At 37.7% G+C, this 18200-nt stretch carries 22 protein-coding genes; 10 read left to right on the forward strand and 12 right to left on the reverse strand.

Translation table 11 applies throughout. The features are described 5' to 3' along the window. Nucleotides 1–69: 69 nt before the first annotated feature. Nucleotides 70–447 carry a LysM peptidoglycan-binding domain-containing protein gene (locus tag PAHA3_RS11835; protein WP_062834911.1) on the reverse strand — a complete coding sequence of 126 codons (378 nt, stop codon included), beginning with the start codon at nucleotides 445–447 and terminating at the stop codon, nucleotides 70–72. A 296-nt stretch (nucleotides 448–743) separates the two neighbouring features. On the opposite strand from PAHA3_RS11835, the gene lexA reads away from it, so the two are divergent. Beyond that, complete coding sequence (lexA, locus tag PAHA3_RS11840; RefSeq protein WP_017688034.1) at nucleotides 744–1370, forward strand: transcriptional repressor LexA; 627 nt, start codon at nucleotides 744–746, stop codon at nucleotides 1368–1370. A gap of 110 nt (nucleotides 1371–1480) precedes the next feature. Here lexA and PAHA3_RS11845 read toward each other — a convergent pair whose 3' ends face one another. The 3 genes from PAHA3_RS11845 to PAHA3_RS11860 all read right to left on the reverse strand — a co-directional run bounded on the left by PAHA3_RS11845 (nucleotide 1481) and on the right by PAHA3_RS11860 (nucleotide 5180). Further along, the gene (locus PAHA3_RS11845) at nucleotides 1481–2782 is read right to left on the reverse strand and encodes an aldehyde dehydrogenase (RefSeq protein WP_062834912.1); all 1302 of its coding nucleotides are present in this window, start codon (nucleotides 2780–2782) and stop codon (nucleotides 1481–1483) included. 978 nt (nucleotides 2783–3760) lie between these two features. Beyond that, the gene (locus PAHA3_RS11850; RefSeq protein WP_062834913.1) at nucleotides 3761–4093 is read right to left on the reverse strand and encodes a YolD-like family protein; all 333 of its coding nucleotides are present in this window, start codon (nucleotides 4091–4093) and stop codon (nucleotides 3761–3763) included. Between the two features lie 397 nt (nucleotides 4094–4490). Then, a complete protein-coding gene (locus tag PAHA3_RS11860; RefSeq protein ID WP_062834915.1) occupies nucleotides 4491–5180 on the reverse strand; it encodes a hypothetical protein in 690 nt (229 codons plus the stop codon). Nucleotides 5181–5740: 560 nt separating this feature from the next. On the opposite strand from PAHA3_RS11860, the gene PAHA3_RS11865 reads away from it, so the two are divergent. Next, nucleotides 5741–6016: a hypothetical protein gene (locus PAHA3_RS11865; protein ID WP_062834916.1), complete on the forward strand. Its 276-nt coding sequence runs from the start codon at nucleotides 5741–5743 to the stop codon at nucleotides 6014–6016. A gap of 86 nt (nucleotides 6017–6102) precedes the next feature. Further along, a complete protein-coding gene (locus PAHA3_RS11870) occupies nucleotides 6103–6945 on the forward strand; it encodes an ATP-dependent DNA ligase (protein WP_371327937.1) in 843 nt (280 codons plus the stop codon). A 53-nt stretch (nucleotides 6946–6998) separates the two neighbouring features. On the opposite strand, the gene PAHA3_RS11875 is transcribed toward PAHA3_RS11870, so the two are convergent. Next, nucleotides 6999–8075, reverse strand: a complete 1077-nt coding sequence (locus PAHA3_RS11875; protein ID WP_062834918.1) for a fibronectin type III domain-containing protein — start codon at nucleotides 8073–8075, stop codon at nucleotides 6999–7001. Between the two features lie 207 nt (nucleotides 8076–8282). Between PAHA3_RS11875 and PAHA3_RS11880 the strand changes: the two genes are divergently transcribed. Both PAHA3_RS11880 and PAHA3_RS11885 read left to right on the forward strand, forming a co-directional pair. Further along, on the forward strand, nucleotides 8283–8954 hold the full coding sequence (locus tag PAHA3_RS11880) for an SOS response-associated peptidase (RefSeq protein ID WP_062834919.1): 672 nt from the start codon (nucleotides 8283–8285) through the stop codon (nucleotides 8952–8954). A 146-nt stretch (nucleotides 8955–9100) separates the two neighbouring features. Then, a complete protein-coding gene (locus PAHA3_RS11885) occupies nucleotides 9101–10219 on the forward strand; it encodes a hypothetical protein (RefSeq protein WP_062834920.1) in 1119 nt (372 codons plus the stop codon). 212 nt (nucleotides 10220–10431) lie between these two features. On the opposite strand, the gene PAHA3_RS11890 is transcribed toward PAHA3_RS11885, so the two are convergent. The 3 genes from PAHA3_RS11890 to PAHA3_RS30445 all read right to left on the reverse strand — a co-directional run bounded on the left by PAHA3_RS11890 (nucleotide 10432) and on the right by PAHA3_RS30445 (nucleotide 12373). Further along, nucleotides 10432–11343 carry a hypothetical protein gene (locus PAHA3_RS11890; RefSeq protein ID WP_153028205.1) on the reverse strand — a complete coding sequence of 304 codons (912 nt, stop codon included), beginning with the start codon at nucleotides 11341–11343 and terminating at the stop codon, nucleotides 10432–10434. A 110-nt stretch (nucleotides 11344–11453) separates the two neighbouring features. Beyond that, nucleotides 11454–11741, reverse strand: coding sequence for a hypothetical protein (locus tag PAHA3_RS11895; protein ID WP_062834922.1), 288 nt, complete (start codon nucleotides 11739–11741; stop codon nucleotides 11454–11456). Between the two features lie 317 nt (nucleotides 11742–12058). Continuing rightward, the gene (locus PAHA3_RS30445; RefSeq protein ID WP_167350881.1) at nucleotides 12059–12373 is read right to left on the reverse strand and encodes a hypothetical protein; all 315 of its coding nucleotides are present in this window, start codon (nucleotides 12371–12373) and stop codon (nucleotides 12059–12061) included. A 390-nt stretch (nucleotides 12374–12763) separates the two neighbouring features. Here PAHA3_RS30445 and PAHA3_RS30715 point away from each other — a divergent pair, with 390 nt between their 5' ends. The 5 genes from PAHA3_RS30715 to PAHA3_RS11925 all read left to right on the forward strand — a co-directional run bounded on the left by PAHA3_RS30715 (nucleotide 12764) and on the right by PAHA3_RS11925 (nucleotide 16390). Continuing rightward, nucleotides 12764–13471, forward strand: coding sequence for a hypothetical protein (locus PAHA3_RS30715; RefSeq protein WP_062834924.1), 708 nt, complete (start codon nucleotides 12764–12766; stop codon nucleotides 13469–13471). 17 nt (nucleotides 13472–13488) lie between these two features. Beyond that, entirely contained in the window at nucleotides 13489–14040 is a 552-nt protein-coding gene (locus PAHA3_RS11910) for a hypothetical protein (RefSeq protein WP_062834925.1), read from the forward strand. A 297-nt stretch (nucleotides 14041–14337) separates the two neighbouring features. Beyond that, entirely contained in the window at nucleotides 14338–15255 is a 918-nt protein-coding gene (locus PAHA3_RS11915) for a ParA family protein (protein WP_167350882.1), read from the forward strand. A gap of 14 nt (nucleotides 15256–15269) precedes the next feature. Continuing rightward, nucleotides 15270–15686 carry a hypothetical protein gene (locus tag PAHA3_RS11920; RefSeq protein ID WP_062834927.1) on the forward strand — a complete coding sequence of 139 codons (417 nt, stop codon included), beginning with the start codon at nucleotides 15270–15272 and terminating at the stop codon, nucleotides 15684–15686. Beyond that, nucleotides 15683–16390 carry a hypothetical protein gene (locus PAHA3_RS11925; protein ID WP_062834928.1) on the forward strand — a complete coding sequence of 236 codons (708 nt, stop codon included), beginning with the start codon at nucleotides 15683–15685 and terminating at the stop codon, nucleotides 16388–16390. Before PAHA3_RS11920 ends, PAHA3_RS11925 begins: the two co-directional genes overlap by 4 nt. 88 nt (nucleotides 16391–16478) lie before the next feature. Here PAHA3_RS11925 and PAHA3_RS11930 read toward each other — a convergent pair whose 3' ends face one another. Genes PAHA3_RS11930 through PAHA3_RS11945 form a run of 4 tightly spaced genes read right to left on the reverse strand, consistent with a single transcriptional unit; the run spans nucleotide 16479 to nucleotide 18152 of the window. Then, on the reverse strand, nucleotides 16479–17324 hold the full coding sequence (locus PAHA3_RS11930) for a peptidoglycan recognition protein family protein (protein ID WP_235599426.1): 846 nt from the start codon (nucleotides 17322–17324) through the stop codon (nucleotides 16479–16481). A 17-nt stretch (nucleotides 17325–17341) separates the two neighbouring features. Beyond that, nucleotides 17342–17611, reverse strand: coding sequence for a phage holin family protein (locus tag PAHA3_RS11935; RefSeq protein ID WP_062834930.1), 270 nt, complete (start codon nucleotides 17609–17611; stop codon nucleotides 17342–17344). A 3-nt stretch (nucleotides 17612–17614) separates the two neighbouring features. Continuing rightward, the gene (locus PAHA3_RS11940; RefSeq protein ID WP_017688006.1) at nucleotides 17615–17917 is read right to left on the reverse strand and encodes a hemolysin XhlA family protein; all 303 of its coding nucleotides are present in this window, start codon (nucleotides 17915–17917) and stop codon (nucleotides 17615–17617) included. 40 nt (nucleotides 17918–17957) lie between these two features. Then, entirely contained in the window at nucleotides 17958–18152 is a 195-nt protein-coding gene (locus PAHA3_RS11945) for a hypothetical protein (RefSeq protein WP_235599486.1), read from the reverse strand. Nucleotides 18153–18200: the final 48 nt, after the last annotated feature.

Here is an 18200-nt window from a genome sequence, read left to right on the forward strand (position 1 = left end):
CATATTAACTTTGCCATGATAAAGGCAGCTTGTCAAGCTGACACGCACTAACACTCATTCATGTGCATTTTATTCTGCAAATTGCGGTAGAGCTAAAACTTGTCCCACTTGGATCGAAGTCGTCTGAAGTTGATTCACTTTCTTAATTGCTTCTATATAAATACGTGTATCCATATTCGTCGGTTTATGTTCCAAAGAAATACTCCATAATGTTTCTCCTTGTGAAACGGCTATCTTTCCTCCGGGAAGGACATCATTCTCATTGCCAGCAAATACAGTTAAAACGGTGCTGCATCCAATAAATATAATTAAAGAGGTAATCGCAACCTTTAACATCCATGAAGAAATATTGAAACGCGCTAAAACCTTCTTGTAGTTCCCTATGTTAGACTTCACCAGTTCCGAATTCATCGGTTCATAAATGCTTTGATAAGTAGAATATCTCATTAAATAGCCGCCTCCAAACGTTTGTTCCTATCTGTTGGAATCAATATAACACGAACACTTGTTTTGTTCAATAGGTTTTTAGAACAATTGTTCGCTTATTTTTCGAAGGAGATATATCTGAATTGAACTCCTTATCCAAAGCATTTGCAGTATTATACTCCGAATTTTGGACAAATTCTGTTCTAATAGTTAAAAAACACTGATTTAATGGCATTTTATTTAGAACTTATGTTTGTACGAACGGAGGTTCTATGTTATAATTTTCCCAAACGTTACTAAAATGGGGTTGATACGGTATGTCGAAGATATCCAGCAGGCAGCAGGCTATTCTGGAGTTTATACGAAATGAAGTCCGGTTGAAGGGGTATCCTCCTTCCGTACGAGAAATTGGTGAAGCGGTTGGACTGGCTTCCAGCTCAACAGTACATGGACATTTGGATCGTTTGGAGAAAAAAGGTTTGATCCGACGCGACCCTACCAAGCCAAGAGCTATTGAGCTTTTGAGCCAGGAAGAATCGGAGCACTCTCATCAATTTGCTCATAGCGTTGCACGTATTCCTGTCGTTGGTAAGGTTACAGCGGGTGTTCCGATTACTGCAACCGAGAACATTGAAGACTACTTCCCTCTTCCTACGCATTATGTAGGCGAACAGAAAGTATTTATGCTTTCGGTAGTCGGAGATAGTATGGTGGAAGCTGGAATCGTTAACGGAGATTATGTTATTGTCCGTCAACAGCAAACTGCTGATAACGGTGATATTGTAGTGGCAATGACTGAAGATGATGAAGCTACAGTGAAAACGTTCTATAAAGAGAAAGATCATATTCGCCTTCAACCGGAGAATGCGACCTTTGAACCTTTACGTTTGAAACATGTTAGTATTCTGGGTAAAGTCATCGGCCTTTTCCGAGATATTCATTAATATTTAACTTGAGTAACAAAACTAGATGTAATGCAATAAATACGAAAAGAGGTTGTCCTGATGAATAGGACAACCTCTTTTTTTCATTTTTATGTTATTTTAACTACTCATTATTCACTGCGTTTCAGAACACTCTTGTGATGGGAAAATACATCAAAGCTCTGTTGTCCATGATATGAGCCCATACCGCTCTCTCCTACACCACCAAACGGAAGATAGTGTGAAGTCATATGAGAAAGTGTGTCATTAATACATCCCCCACCGAAGGAAACTTGATTCAGAACCTGTCCCTGCAGTTGCTCATCCTGTGTGAAGAGATATAGCGCCAATGGTTTTGGACGACGAACAATCTCATCCAGCATCGGGTTGAGGTCATTGTACGTAAATACAGGAAGAATCGGACCGAAGATCTCTTCTTGCATGACAGGTGATTCCCAGTTCACATCTCCAAGTACAGTCGGCTCAATAAGCAATTGCTCACGTACAGAACGTCCACCTATGAGCGTTGTACCATCTGTGAGGAATTTCGATAACCGATCGAAGTTACGTGCGTTGACAATATGCGGGAAATCAGCGTTCTGGAGCACATCATCTCCAAATTTATCTTTGATCTCTGCACCAATCAGATCGATCAGTTCATCATAAACTTGTTCATGCACAAGCAAGTAATCTGGAGCAACGCACGTTTGACCTGCATTCAGGAACTTACCACGAACAATACGTTGGGCTACCAGCTTCAGATCTGCATCACTATGGACAATAGCAGGACTTTTACCGCCCAACTCAAGAGTTACAGGAGTCAGGTGCTCTGCAGCTGCCTTCATAACAATGCGGCCAACACCTGTACTGCCTGTGAAGAAAATATAATCAAACTTCTCTTTCAACAATGCTGTGCTAGCCTCGACTTCCCCTTCCATAACAGCAATATACTCCTGTGGGAAGATCTCCTGAATCAGATCAAACGTCAGACGAGACACGGCTGGTGTTAATTCAGATGGCTTGATAACTGCACAGTTACCGGCTGCAATTGCTCCAATCAGTGGACCGAAGGCCAGTTGGAAAGGATAGTTCCAAGGTGCAATAATAAGCGCCACTCCGTATGGTTCAGGGTAAATGGTGCTCACCCCATCCGGCATAGCCGAATTCGTTGGGACTTGTTTTGGTGCAGCCCATTCCTGCAGGTGTTCTAATGCGAAATCCAGCTCTCCCAGCACAATGCGAATCTCGGAACCGTAAGCTTCCGCCTCAGATTTGTTCAAATCTGCCCGAAGTGCATCTTGAATCCGTTGCTGATACTTTTCGATTCCCTTTCTAAGCTGTTGAAGAGCATTAATCCGATATTCGATATTTTTAGTTTGACCTGTATAAAAAAATGTACGTTGTTCTGTCACCAGTTGTTTTGCTTGATCCATATTAACATCTCCAATTAATTATTTAAAATTAAATTGCTCAAAATTTAATTAAAGTATACCTCTTCTATATGAAACTTTCAACATACAAATGAAACATTGATTTTAAAGTACTTGAAAGTTGGTGGAGTTCTGAAAGTGTGATTGTTAGTATGACTTTTATTATGATGGTTATCAGGTTCTCTTAATAGACTGCTATGTAAGTCTTTCGCTTTCGATTCTCGATAAAGTTTACTCCCCTTTAGAAAGAAATCTAACGATATCCTCCATTAGATAGGAAACAACAAGATAGGTGACACTGGTATTGCGCTATAACAAACATGCAGTGATACAATTCATCAAATAAAGAGCTTAAGTAACATATAAAAAACTCCCCTAATATTTAATGAAAAGAGAGTTTTTACGGTTTTACTTATTAACTAAATCTACCTACTAGTGTACTTTGTTATTTTGTTATACAAATGTAAGACTTTGTTACGCACAGATAATTAATATTGGTTGCTGAAGAATGAATCGGGGGACATTATGGGGGATTCTGTGGGCACTTTGATTTTTCTTTAAATATATAGGTACTTGCCCACAAAAAGAAAAACCCCTCAGCGCTAGAGCGCCAAGGGATTGAGCTATTAGTACAAAGTAATATATTGATCGCGTTCCCATTGGTGGACTTGTGTTCTATTTATGTTCCATGCTTTCAAAGTGAATCATCCACCATAAGAAATCGGCTTAAAACAAGTATTATCAGTGATCAGCTTTTCAAAACTAATCATAATTATTCAGACTTTTGTGGGCATTTTGTGGGCGCTTTTGTGGGCGCCCTTTTTTTCTTATTATAATGAAGAAACTCGTTTCATATACTCACTTTTATTGCATTACTACTCTGACATATGACGCTGGTTAAATCAAAAATCTCCTAATTAAAATAATATGCTTATACAGATATTATAAAGTATAAGCTCGCAATTCTAAAGCGATACAATCTCATTGATTAACAGAGACAATTTCGGCTAAAGAAACCCAGCGGAACTCATCCTCTAACATCAACTTTATTTCACACCTTGCAGAGTTTAAACCCACAATTACTCCTGATATCGGCTCTTCGAAGAAAGGGTTAAATAATATCAAATCAACCGTACTAACTCTATTATAAGAGTCAACAAGTACTTCACTGATTCGCTGCATTTCCTGATCGTCCAGATCTGGCTTACCGCGTCTCTTCTGTTGTTCACATTGAGCCAACCATGCCTCTCTGTGTTCAGGCATAATCATCCTGGATGTCTCATACAATCCGTTATCCTTCAGTCTGCTACGCATGACAAGCCCCCCTTAGTATTGAGTCCAATAATCGATGTTCCCTGAAGGTGGTGTGTGGTCTACCTTAGGACGTTCTCCCTCACGTTCCCAGCCTTCCAAGATCACTATGTTAGCCGTGTCAGACCTATCTTCCCAATGTATGTATTCCGCAGCCACAAGAGCGTCAAGAGCAACCATAACGTCTGGTTTATGCTTACCTGTTTTGACAGTCAGTTCATGGATTGTAGGAAACCTACGCCGTCCACCTTTGTAGTTATATAAGATCCGAAGAATCTTCCTTTGATAATCCGTTAACATGTAAATCACCTCTTCAACATTATATGCGAACGTACGTTCTTTATACAACAATAAAAAATACCCAATCAAGTGACTGGGCTTTTCTGCAACTGTTATTCAATTATTTATTCTCTGCGGAAACATTGTTTTCTGATGACTCAAGAGTTCTAGACGGATCTTCCTTCTCCTCTAAATTAAAGGTCTTTTTCGCAATATCAATTAATCTATTTAAGAACAGCAATATAAATTCAACACTAAACCCGCATACAAAGATGAGTAAGTTGACAATAATTACTCCTTGTATTTGGCCCTCATTGTAAGAAAAAAGATTAACAAATACTACTGGGAAAAGGAAACCAAGAAGCATTTGATCTGTTCTATCTTTCCCTGTTTTATACTCATCTAAAAGGAGTTTAGTCATTGCACCTATAATTCCGATGAGCATAAACAAAAACATGCCAAAGTATTTGGTAAAAAACTCTTCCCATCCAGGACTGTCTAATTTCAACACACCGCCGCTTATAACATGATTCAATACAGTTGTAAAAGCTCCAATTATCGCAATCATCCAAATAAATCTTTTCTTTATGCTTGTTTCGTATTCATCAATTTCTTTTTCGAGAACTATTATTTTATATTTGTACTTAACAATCTCATCTTTTGAGAGCCTACTATTATTGAGATAGCGTTCTATCTCCTCACATTTTTTTAATAATTTTTCATCTCTCTTTTTTTCTTTTATCATCCGTTCCCGGATCTTGATTATTTCGTTTAACAATAACAATCTTTGTTCATCTTTCGCTTCTAACACTTCAGCACTATCCTTTTCCGTTTAGTAGATTTGATATGTTTATTCCTTTTCATAGAAAATAGCGTATTTTACATCTTGGTATTCCTTACCGGCTGCTCTTACTTCACTAAACCTTTTCCTTAATTCCTCATCATTAATACTCTTAAGATTAACCATTTACCTACCTCTCTCCGCTCTAAATTCAAACTTGTCTCTAAAGTATCGATTACCAGCAATTTTTACTGAAACATCACTGTACGCTTCCAATAACCCACCATAGTCCATAATACGTTCTCGCTCAGGTAAGACAAACCAGACTGATACACGTGTCTGTGATAATGCTGCCACTAGGAATTCTGTGTCTGTTTGCAATACACGATATGTATTCACCTTTTCACATCCATACATTTTTGATAGTAAAATAAACCTAGGTCTGATAGACTATTTCATGTTGTTAATTATTACTATATCAGGAGAAAGAAGAATGAAAAAGGTATTCTATAAAAAAAAGGCTAACCATTATGAAAAACTCTTCTAAACAATACAAATAATCCTTATAAAATAAAAACGAGGTGATTATCTTGGTTAAGATTGTACGTTCTAAAGAGATGGAAGATTATTTAAATAACTTAGCAAGTGAAATCGAAAGCCACTATAACATACCAGACCTCAAGGGTTCTGTAGCTCAGATTAAGTGGGCACGAGATATCAGGATCAAATTTTTAAATCAAGCCCACGACAAAGATAAAAATTTAGAGACTTTGTTGCCACTCCAAAATAAGACTTCTGCATCGTGGTGGATTAATAACAAAGATTTAACTTTAGAACAACTCATTGAAAAATCATTTCAGCATTAAAATCACAGTTCCACAACTTACCGCCTCTATCTTTTGTAGTAAAACGCTATAATTGGATCAGAGGTGTTTTTATGTTCATAAGTCCTATGTTACTTGAAACAGCACCGGGTCCCTTCTCACATTCAGAATTCATTTTTGAACCTAAAGTTGACGGTCACCGGTTGATATATTCGCAACAAGCCGAAAAAGTCCGGCTATTCACTCGTCACAACAACGACTGTACCCGTCAGTACCCGGAATTGCTTCTGTCGTTTGACTCTGATATTATCTTGGACGGCGAGGTCGCTTGCACTGATCCAGAGACAGGGCTTAACGACTTTGAAGCAGTCATGAGTAGATTCAGCACAAAGCAGGCCAGCAAGATAACGCAGCTCACTCATAAACTGCCTGCCACATTTGCTATATTTGATATTCTTTTCTACCAGGGACGGGATCTACGTAAGCTACCTCTTGTGGAACGCAAGATGATCCTACACAGTCTATCTCTTCCTTCCTCTAACTTTGGAGTTGTGCCCCATATAGAAGGCGCTGGAGAGGAGTTATACACTCAGATAGAGGCTATGGGAATGGAAGGTGTGGTTGGCAAGCGCAAAGACAGCCAGTACCTTAGCAGACGGTCCAAAGATTGGTTGAAGGTTATTAACTGGTCCTATGCCGATGTGTTCATTACCGGATACAAAAAGTCCGAATTCGGTTGGCTTGCTGCTGTTCCAGATCCGACAGGCAAGATGCGTCCGGTAGGGATCATCGAGCATGGTCCGAGTCCAAAACATAAGCAAGCTTTCCACGGAGTTTGCCAGCAGCTCGTGACCGGAGAGGACAAGAATCATGTTTACCTGGAACCACGTATACAAGCCAGGGTCAAAATGCGCAGCTGGACAAAGTCAGGCTTGCTGCGTATACCCGTGTTTGATCAATTTATTGTCTGAGATAATGCAAAAAAGACTCCGCAACTCAATGCGGAGTCTTTTTTATTGATAACTTAGTATTCGCTCACTTCAAACGTTAGTACTCGATCAAATAGGATGTAGTCTTTACGGCTCTTGAACGGTCCTTTGTTATTATCATGTTTGTCAATTGCATAAGATGCTTTCCCGCTTCCAGCTTGTTTTGCTTCATACCAATCGATAAAACTGTTAACTTCTTGCATGCTCAAATCATATTCTTTTTCAAGACCGGTTGTCATAGTCACAACAAGAATCGCACGATTACCCGATGGTTCCTCTGGTTCAATAACAGGTCCTTGAGGAGTTGCGGATGCTTCGTTTGAAAATTCAGATTCGACACCATCAATAATTGCGCTCACTACAAAATAATATGTGGTTCCATTAGTCAGTCCTGGAATAACAAAATTGCCATATTCATCTTTTGTCGCTGTTACAGTTTCTGTATACTTCCCTGATTCAGTTCCGTATCTAATTACATAACTATCTGCCGCTTCAACAGAGTTCCAATTCAATGTCACCGAACTATTACCAGGTTTTGCATCCAAATTCATTGGAATATCAATATCCTGCAGTTCTCCTCCTTGAATATCAACAGCATCTACATTCATACCTCTTGTAACTGGCTTAATTGTTTTAAGCTCTACTGTATGTACTCCTTCTTCTAAACCTACTTTTTCATAAACTAGAGTTCTAGCTTGTTTAGCAGTGTAATTCATTGGGAAGTGTTCTTCGACACCATCAACACTTATAAGAACATCACTAGCAAAAGCATATCCTGAAGCACCATTAGCATACCCGATTATTCTTACTCCCGTACCAGTGAATTGAAACTTCACTGTTCCACTTACATCCTTATTATCTATTTGTCCATGAAAAGTGTCATTATAATGGATACCTTTGTCGGCGCTAGCTGTTGCTTTCCATGCTGTCCATCCAGTCCCAAGATACTTAATAGCCGGTGTTGTGTCATCATAGCGAGTCCAACCCGGTTCTGCTTCCATAAGCGGTTGCTTTAATGTGGCAGCATAAGTGCTTGTCGCAGAAAAAATCATGGTAAGAACAAATGATACGGATAACATCAAAAATAACTTCTTAAAATAAATAGATTTCAAAATGATTTCCTCCTATTGTTTTGATCAATTTTGAAATTACACTACCTTAGAAAAAATGTCTAAACATAAACTTGCTGATCTATAAATATCATCTAATTTATTGCATTTTTATTTTATATTGGATGCGTCTCTCCACAAATTACCCGTTTCTATTCTTAGATATTTGAGTAAAATTACATAGTATAGAGTCTCAAAGGAGGCATTAATATGTGCGGAAGATTTACGATCACTGATCCCTTAGACGCCATAATGGACAGGTACTATGCATCTATAGCTGATGGCTTTGAGTACAAACCTAATTACAATGCAGCACCCATGCAGTACATTCCGACAATCATCGGCAGCAAGGACGGAAATAGATTGGGTTCACTCCGATGGGGCCTGGTACCCGTTTGGGCCAAGGATGACAAGATTGGGAACAAGATGATCAACGCCCGGGCCGAGACGCTAGCAGAGAAGCCAGCCTTTAAACGTTTAGTTGGGTCCAAACGCTGCATCGTCCCATGTTCGGGATTTTTCGAGTGGCGTAAAGAAGGGACAGCCAAGACACCTATGCGAATTCTGATGAAGGACGACAGTATATTTTCATTGGCTGGTCTGTACGATACCTGGACAGATCCTGACGGAAACAAGTTGAGTACGTGTACCATCATCACTACAGAACCGAATAGTCTGATGGAAGACATCCACAATCGTATGCCGGTTATTCTGCGGACCGAGGATGAGGCGGAGTGGCTCGGTAGAGATAATGACGATGTTCAGTCTTTGCTTGGCCTTTTGAAGCCATATGAAGCGTCTGCGATGCGAGCTTATGAGGTGCCGAAGGAAGTGGGTAATGTGCGGAATAACAATGAAGAATTGCTAAAAGATATCGGATAGAAAATTATCAGCTTTATCGACTCAGAAAAGTCGGTAGAGCTTTTTTTATTTCATCTAACACTTACTTGAATATATAGGTTTATTTGTTTAGACATTACATTTCGTGCGCTTTATGATACATATTATTCTAAGAAAAGGGGATTAACATGAAAAAATATCTATACTTTCTTTTAATGTTTTTGATGATAGGAGTTATGTCTTTAAAATTCAATGTGAACATATCACATGCTGAAGAAACATTTTCGGAGAATCTTATACCCATAATGGCATCTCCAACTTCTCCGTCAGGCAGAGTAACTTCTAGTGAATATTGGCAAGATACTAATGATTGGAAGGCATTTGATGGAGTCGAACAATACTCTACCTCTCCAGGTAAGTATAATGCTTGGGGTACGACTAAAAAAACGGGATGGTTATCGTATGAATTTTCTAACCCACAGAAAGTTGCTAAGTATGTTATCGGGTATGGGGGGTTTGTGGGTACGTCCGAGTTCGGATCTCAGCCAAAGGATTGGACATTTGAAGGATCAGACGATGGTTTAGAATGGCATATTTTAGATACTCAAAAAAACGTGACATCATGGATCAAAAATACTTCTAAAACTTATATAATTGAAAATAATAAAGCATATAAATTTTACAGAATTAACGTAACTGCAAACAACGGTTCCTCCTCCCAAGTAGTTAATCTTACTATACACGAACTAAAAATGATGGAAAGAACCACTCCCCTACCTAATGAGTCTATTGATCTTATTGCCTCTGGTAGTGATTCAAAAGTCGTTCTTAATTGGAAATACTCCAACGACTCAAATAATGAGTCATATACAATTTCCAGATCAGATATTATTGGTGGACCTTATACAGTTATATCTTCAAATACAAAAGGTTCTAGTTTTACAGACAACAATTTGATAAATGGTAAAACATACTATTATATTGTCTCTCAAACCGGAACGGATCTAGTTTCTAACGAGGCTGCCGCTACACCACAAAAAGTAAATATTACCGATCCAGAACCCAGCGGCAACCGTGCTATTTTGAACGTAATAATGACAACTGGTCTGGAAAAAGAATATGATCTTCCAATGAGTGATGTAATTGCATTCCTCAACTGGTACGATTCTCGTGATGCCGGAACAGGCCCAGCTAAATTCGCTATCAACAAATACAGTAACAACAAAGGACCATTTAGCAAGCGTACAGATTATGTAATATTCGATAAGATACTGACGTTTGAAGTAAGTGAATATACATCCAACTAAAAAGAAAAGAGCAGCGAGGCCTGAGCCCCCTGCTCTTTTTTCTACCAGTATTTCGATGTATCAAAGCTTACGTACAGACATAAACTAGATTTAAGATTCTATGAAATTTGATGTGTACTTATTTTAAATTTGTTTTATCTGTAGTTTCTCTAATTGTTTCTAAGAACTTTCCAACAAGAATAAGTTTGTTTGTTTATAATAAAAATGAATCACTATAGAAATCTAGGTATATAACTTGTCGCTGAAGTATGACTCAGCTTAAGAATTTTCGTTAAAAACTCTATGATCATATCATTTCCTAATTTTTCATATTGCGCTTTATTCAAAGGCTGGCAATTATAGTACGTATTAAAAAGGTTTCTCATTGAAGCAATAAATGCTTTCTCATTTTCCTTTGTGGTTTTTAAATATCTTGATTCGGCTTCAGATACATCTGCATGTGCAACTCGAGTAGCAATTACATAGTTTAAATCATATAGTGATTGAATAGGAGTAGACCATCCCTCACCTCGAAATAATTGGTTAGAGATACTCGTTTCGGCTGTAGAAATTTTTATTTGTAAATTTGTATCGAATGTGCGAAAGCGTTCAGATACTACCCTACAAGCTGAGTATTCACCTAGTATTGCCCACGCAAAATTCGCTATTCTATGTCCTCTAATTGATTTGTATTCTTCATTCCCATACTTCGAATGTACACTTACACTGTCTCTGGCATGTACTAATTCATGAGCAAGAACTTCACAGAATTCTCTATTTTTAGCTTCATCATACTCATGAATGTACCCGCCTTTGTTAATTCCCATTTTAAATGATCGAACTCTTATCGTAATTGATAATTTTGCATCTTCACTCAATACTGCACACTCTCCAGCGTCATAAAGATCGCTAACAATTTCAATCCTATCTATTTTATCCCCAATACCCGATATGTTTAATTCTCCCTGTATTGATTGAAAATACTTATCCTTTTGAAAGTAAGTGATTTTTCCACTGTCTCTGTCTTCATAGTGTTCTGGAAAGGGACGTACTCTATCTTTTTCCTTAAAAAAAATCTTATTCTCTAATTCATTAAACTTTACTTCCTGTACTTCCTTTACTTCAAATTGAGTCTCTTCTTCCATATAAGCATCATGAACCACAGTGTTGTTCTTTTTTCTAAACCAGTTAAACAGTAACTTTCACTCCAATCTACAAATTCGTATGTAAAACCTTAATTATTTTTGTAAAGCAATCATCTAATCTCCCGATTATAAGCACTCGCAAAAGTAATTCCAACAATTTGAGCCAGATCGCAATCTGCAAAATCTGGATGAGTCTCAATCAAACCATATACTACATTGAATGTTCTTTGTGCAAGTTCATCTTCTTCTAGCTTTGTATCAGAATTAACTCTGACAGTTCTGTTTATGAAATCTTCTGCATCATTCTTACAAGTTCTTAAATTGACTATGACAGTGTATGAGAACTGATGATTTTTACTTTGTTCCTTTACAAGATCATTCATCGGGTAATATTTCATTCAGAGTTCTCCTTCCCTAAAATTAAACATAATGTAATACTTCGACAAATTAATACATATTCCTTTTCCCCTCATACAAAAGTCCCCCACAAGGTTTATGCTTGTGGGGGACTTTCTAGCAAGATCAACAGTTTTTCACTCAATTATAATCTGATTCTTTACGTAAAAATTTCTAATCTGTTGCCTACTCTACTATTCATAACTCTATTATCTGAAAGGTTTATGTATAGAGCTCCTGAATTCCGACCATAATCTTATCGTCCTTACGCCTACTGTCACATTGAGGACACTGCCATTTTTTTCAGATTGAAAAGGAGTTAAAATGAAAGTCCATTTAGCATTTGTAACATCTCGTCCATTTTATTCATGCCTTTTATTATAGTCTCGAACAAAGTTAAGATAATGCTTGAAAAAAGCCACAAAAAAATAAAATTCAACATCGTCCCCATACAAAATATAAAAATTTTATAACCTAAAGAATCTCTCAACTCAAAAACGCTTAATCTGGATAGCTCGCTTAATGTATACGCTGTGGATGCTATGCTGATGGCTCTTGGTAAAATTAATTGTAGTACTGTAATTGTAATATCTCCCTGCATATAATATATAAGATATACAATATCAATAGCCAACAACATGTTACCTAAGATCGGTATATTTCCAACTACACTACTCTCAAAAAAGCCAAAACTCAATAACTGAATAACAATTGCACTTAGTAGTGAGATTAGTAAGAACATCCCATTATTCAATTTAAAATCACATTCTCGGCAGACAAATTAATTCCTCCTTTTGTGGATAATACGAATCACTTCTTAGTTAGTGCCACTCTAAATCAAACTTATCTCTAAAATATCTACTGCCTGCTAACTTTACTGATACATGTACCTGGGACAATGCTGCCAAGAAGAATTCTGTTTATGCTTGCAATACTCGCATCCATACATTTTTATAGAAAATTATACCTAGGTCTGATAGACTATGTTTTGTTGTTAATTATTACTATATCAGGAGGATGAAGATTGAAAAAGCCTATACAGAAAAAATGGTGGTTTTGGCTTATTGTTGTGATTATAGTGGGAGGTATCTTTGGCAACAAAGATGAGGAGCAAACTGAGAAAGAAGCAGTTGCGACAACCGAAGTATCTGTTCCTGCTGAAACCAAGCCAGAAACTGTTGTTGCTGAAAAATCTGCTACTAAGTCCGAGGAAGTTAAGGTAGCAAAAGAGAATGTAAAGAAGCAAGAGGATAAGAACTTAGAAATACCAGGAACTCTGGGAATGACTCCGGAAGAATTTCGTAAATCGTTCAATAAACGCGCAGATGAGCTTAATAACTCCAAACTGAAAATTGGCAAGAAATTAAACATCGAAACTGGACCAGCTCAAGATGTATTCCAGTATATGACCACTGATTACATAGGTATAGCCGGCTCAGTAAACAAAGCAGACGGATCATTACGTGATGTAATGATGATAGGACAAGGTAACGGTACTCTTTCATCTGGAACAGATCTTGTTTTAACTATCGGTTTAGTCATACTTGCAACCAATCCAGAATTACCATCAAAATCTGTTGGTAATGTTCTTGATGACCTGGGTATTCTTAATGAAGGCGTGGATTGGACAACAGTTAACGAATCAACAGAACTAAACGGTATTCGTTATAGAATAACTGGATCTGATGCTATTGGAATAATGTTTAGTGCTAGTGACGCAAAAGAGAAATAATTATTAAGGAGACCATCATGAAAAGAATACTAGCTCTACTTTGTGCCATGGCAATGTTTGGATTTATATGTACCCCGTCAAACGTCGATGCAGCTACCGTAAATCCAAAAAAACTTTTAGAAAAGAAATACCCTAGAGAACGTGTAACCATTAGTAAATCTGTAGATCTGAACGGTGACAATAAAAAAGAACATTTATTGATAACCGATTCAGATAACTTTTACTTCATTAACTCTAAAGGAGTTATCGTGCTGATAGATACGGATTACTATAGCGATGAAGATCCCACATTCCATATCCTAAGTATCTCGGCTAAAGAAAAGCATGTAGCCATTACACTTGACTATTTACCATCAAATACTGAACTGCTCGTTTACAAGTATCAGAATGGAACTCTTAAAAAGAAGTTATCTGTTATGGGGGATGTTGGGATAAACATTTCGAAAACCGGGGAAATAAATCAACTGTGGAAAAGCCACTACCCAGAAGGCGGATGGGAGATTGCTGTTGCAAACTATAAGTGGAATAGTAAGAAGGATAAGTATGTAGGTTCTGGTCAATTACCTTAGTGAGGTTATAAAAAGGATCTATCGGCATGATTGGCCGGTAGATCCTTATTCAGCTCTCCTATAAAAAGATACTACTTCTAGATCTTCAAACCTGCTCTTATTTCTTTTGCTTATACTATTCTTCGTCTCAACTCTTCTTTAAATAAGAACTTTCAACTCAGCCACACACTCCACTTATTTTTGATGGTTCATTTGATAACTCTACAGGATAATGAATAAAAAACTATCTTTATACTCTTTATACCATTAAACTAATCTTAAATCATATCCAAAATATAATATCAAAGGATGAGACAAATGCCTCAAGCGAAAGTTATTTCATTCATTAATATGAAAGGGGGAGTTGGAAAAACTACGTTAACTATAAATGTTGCTGATCAACTTGCGAGCAAAGGCAATAAAGTAGTCGTTATAGATATGGATCCACAATTTAACGCTACTCAAAGTCTTTTACTACATAAAACTCAATTAACTTCAATCACTCCTATGAATTCGGATGTTATCGATGAAGATAATAATGTTGCAGAAGAAGATATTAGAAAAGAAATGACGTCTGCCAATGAATATGATGAACTTTCCACAGCCGGATTAACAGTGCTTCAGATTTTTGGATCGTCCGATGTGGCAAAACCGGCTGATAACCCATCGTTAGTTCAAAAAATCAAGGATAATCTTTATTTAATTCCTGGAGATTTAAGATTAGCCAAAGAAGTCTCAGGAGATACTGCGGGTAAAGTTGCTGCGGTTTTTTCACACGTTGATAAAACACAAATATTATTAGAATATGATTATGTGTTAATCGATTGTCCCCCAACATGGTCTATACTAACACATTCAAGTCTATTTGCTTCAGACTATTACATTGTACCAAGTAAAGTAGATTTTTATTCATCAATCGGTATACAACTTCTCGAAGAGCAAATAAGTAAAAAAATTATCAATGATGATATCTTTAAAATGACTGAGAAGAAATTAACGAGATTAGGAGTTATTTTCACCCTAGTCCACAGGAATATTAGAGCTGAGGAAAGCAGGATGACGAATCTCAAAGATAAATTCCCCGAGATCGAATTTTTCAGGACTAATTTGCCACACATGCCATCAATTCCTACTAGGTTCGTAATGTACAGTGATGCACGCAATTCCTCTCTGTATGATCAATTACATAACTCCTTAGAGAGAATAGTTGCTGAAATTGAAGGAAAAGTTAATTAAGGAGGGCCGTCGTTATGGATGAAAGAACACTTGGAAAAATTAAAGATGACCTTAAAGTTATTTCTTCGAATAAGCTAAATTCTCACCAAAGCAAGTTGTTTCTAGTAGGAATTTTGCATGAAATAATACTGCGTAAAGATTTGTTTCCTAAAAACGGAGATCTCAAAATATTTATTAATATACTTATTGTTGAGCCTATAGGTAGTTTGAGCCCCTTCCGAGATTACATTTTTTTATCGAGGACTTTACTAGCCTCAAGAGTAAGCAATATTATTCTTAAACAATTCCAGTTCAGGGATGTCATAAAAACTGTCGACATATTAAACAATGTCCTTCCCTCTTCTGAAAAAATACCTTCAAACCATTCTAAAAACCTTAATGAGAGAGAGTTAGATGATTGGATGAATTTTATTAGAGGTAACAATAAATGAGATTGATACAAGACTATCAAGATCAACTTCAGACTATTTTGCATTCTCAAGGAAATGAATTTATTAAAACAGAATACGGTGTAATTATTGAAGTTAATTTTTCTTACTTGTATGCACTTAATCTTATTGCAAGAAGAATTGAGTTAGAGAGATTTTTTAATACACAGTACTTTAGTATCGCCTATTCTTGTCTAATTGAATCTTACTCCCTTGCGCTTGATAATCATTCAAGAGGTTCTGCTTTGGTGTTGAGAAGTGCTCTGGAGAACTTCCTGAAAAGTGCAATTAGTGTTGCTGGAAACGGATCTTATATAATTAATGATAGATCCTATTCGGCAAATAAAAAAACATTGGAATTAATAATCGATGATGTGTACCCAGAAAAATACAAAGTTATATTTAAAAGAACAACTGACCAAATGAATAGAATCTATGGTATATTATCCGGTTTATCCCATTCTTTGACTCCAGAGAGCCAAAATAATATGCTTTCATTTTTTTCGGATGTTAAGACCGTTTCAAGAGATAGGCTGAACTTTGTATTCAATAACATGAAGCTTGTATTTGAATATATTTTCACTTCCAGCCTTCTTGTGGCCAGATCCAGTCTTGAATTATGGGAACGTTCCACACTAAAAGATATACTTTCGTTGGTATATGGAACAAAGAGAACCGCAAAAACGCTCCTTCTATTTGTCCCTTAAACTACCCCCTGCCGACTTCTAGCGGGCAGGGGTCTACAGCTTTCCTGACACTACTGATTCTTCTGCTACTCCTTCCAAAAAAATATAACTACACTTTAATGTCGTTTTCTTTACGATAAAAGATAACAAGTTGTCTCCAAAAGTCGTAGCTGCCTGTCTCATCCGCAATATACGGTTTGTAGAAATAATAGGCTTCCTTGGCCCAATTCGGACATGGCATGTTGTCCTTATCCTTCTGAGCTGCTATCCATTTAGCTTGTCCCTCGACAGTTGCCTTCAGTTCCTCCATTTGTTTCTTTTCTTCTAATGTCATTGGGTCTCCCTCCCCATCCTTAATTCGTTTGATTTCAGCTCTGATACACGGAATGAACCCTCGTTCAGCAGCAGATCGTGTATTCCCGTCACCGAAGAATTTTGTGCCCGGACAAGTCTTGCTGGACTTACCTTTCTCATAATTACCTAACCATGCTCCAGAATCCGTATACCAGGCGTGATACACAATATGGGATGTATCAATAGGTATGTTTAGTTTTAGTGCGAGACAAGCGTATAAGTGGACTACAGCTTGTTTCTGAATTGCTGCCATCATGTCTCCACCTTGATCAAAGTTTCCGATAATCTCTATACACAAACCGCCTGTGTTCGCTCCCTTGATTCCAGCAGGCGTTTTATTGAGATCCCGATCTAAACTGATGGCGATACGTCCATCCTCAAGTACAGTTATGTTCTGCCCTGTACCGGACCATCCCTGAGATAAATGGAAAGTCCTCATTCCCTCAAGACATTTCCAGACATCCTGTTTGGCTACTCCATTGACCACCTGACGAGTAGTATAGTTGGGCGCAGCCGTATGATGGACCTGGAGCTTGCCTATGCTTCTTGTTATCTTCTGTTTGTCGAGCCACCCTTTAAATTCGGATGGCTCCAGAAGCAAGAAATTCCCCTTTGAGATCATGACTGTTCAGTTCCTTTCTTCGCTTGCTTAATCACCTGGTTACCGAACACTGCAAATGCTCCAACCAATATTCCCTGGATAAGCGATTCAGGAGACCAGCCAAGCGTCCAACTTGTAATAACAATAGCGAATGCAGTCACAATGAAAACAATGGTCCAATCAGGAATCTTTGGTATGCGTTTGATTCCAATACCAAGTGCCCAGCATGCAGCCAATACAATAAACAGCTTAGGATCAATAAGTGAAAATACAGTATTCCAATCCATATCCTATACGCCCCCCGTTTTCAAAATCAGAACAATTGCTCCGATAGCTATACCAATCAGGGTTGTAGCAATAGTCCTCCACAACCAGGTCTGAGCATTCTCAATCTTATCGAGCCTGTGATGGGCCGATTTGGTGGATTGCATAGCTTCCTTTGCCAGATCTCGTGTAGCTTCCAACGTGGCAGCCATTGCCGGTACTCCTTCGAGTGTCTTTTCCATCCGGGCCAATTGAACCTGGATACCCATAAGAACTTTTGTAGTCTCTTCCACAACACTGTTCACCTCACTTATAGTTGTGTCAGTCAAATTAATCCCCCATCTCTCTGTTCAGGATAAATTTCCTGACCTATTCAACAACTTCTTGTTTATCTTTTTGTTCTTGAATCTCAATTGCTGCTAGTGCATTCCCGATCTCCAAATCTAAAGCTGTCAGAATCTCTTTTTGATTAAGTGGATGCGAGCTAAGAACCGCAGAGATTACCTGGGTCAATTCTTCAACCGGTTTATTCAAATCCATTTCAACTTGGAGTGTATGTGTCATCTTTGCCAAGACCTTTCCTCCTCTCTATACGAAAATAAGCCCCTTCCA

The sequence above is a fragment of the Paenibacillus amylolyticus genome, assembly GCF_001570725.1.
Taxonomy (GTDB): domain Bacteria; phylum Bacillota; class Bacilli; order Paenibacillales; family Paenibacillaceae; genus Paenibacillus; species Paenibacillus amylolyticus_A.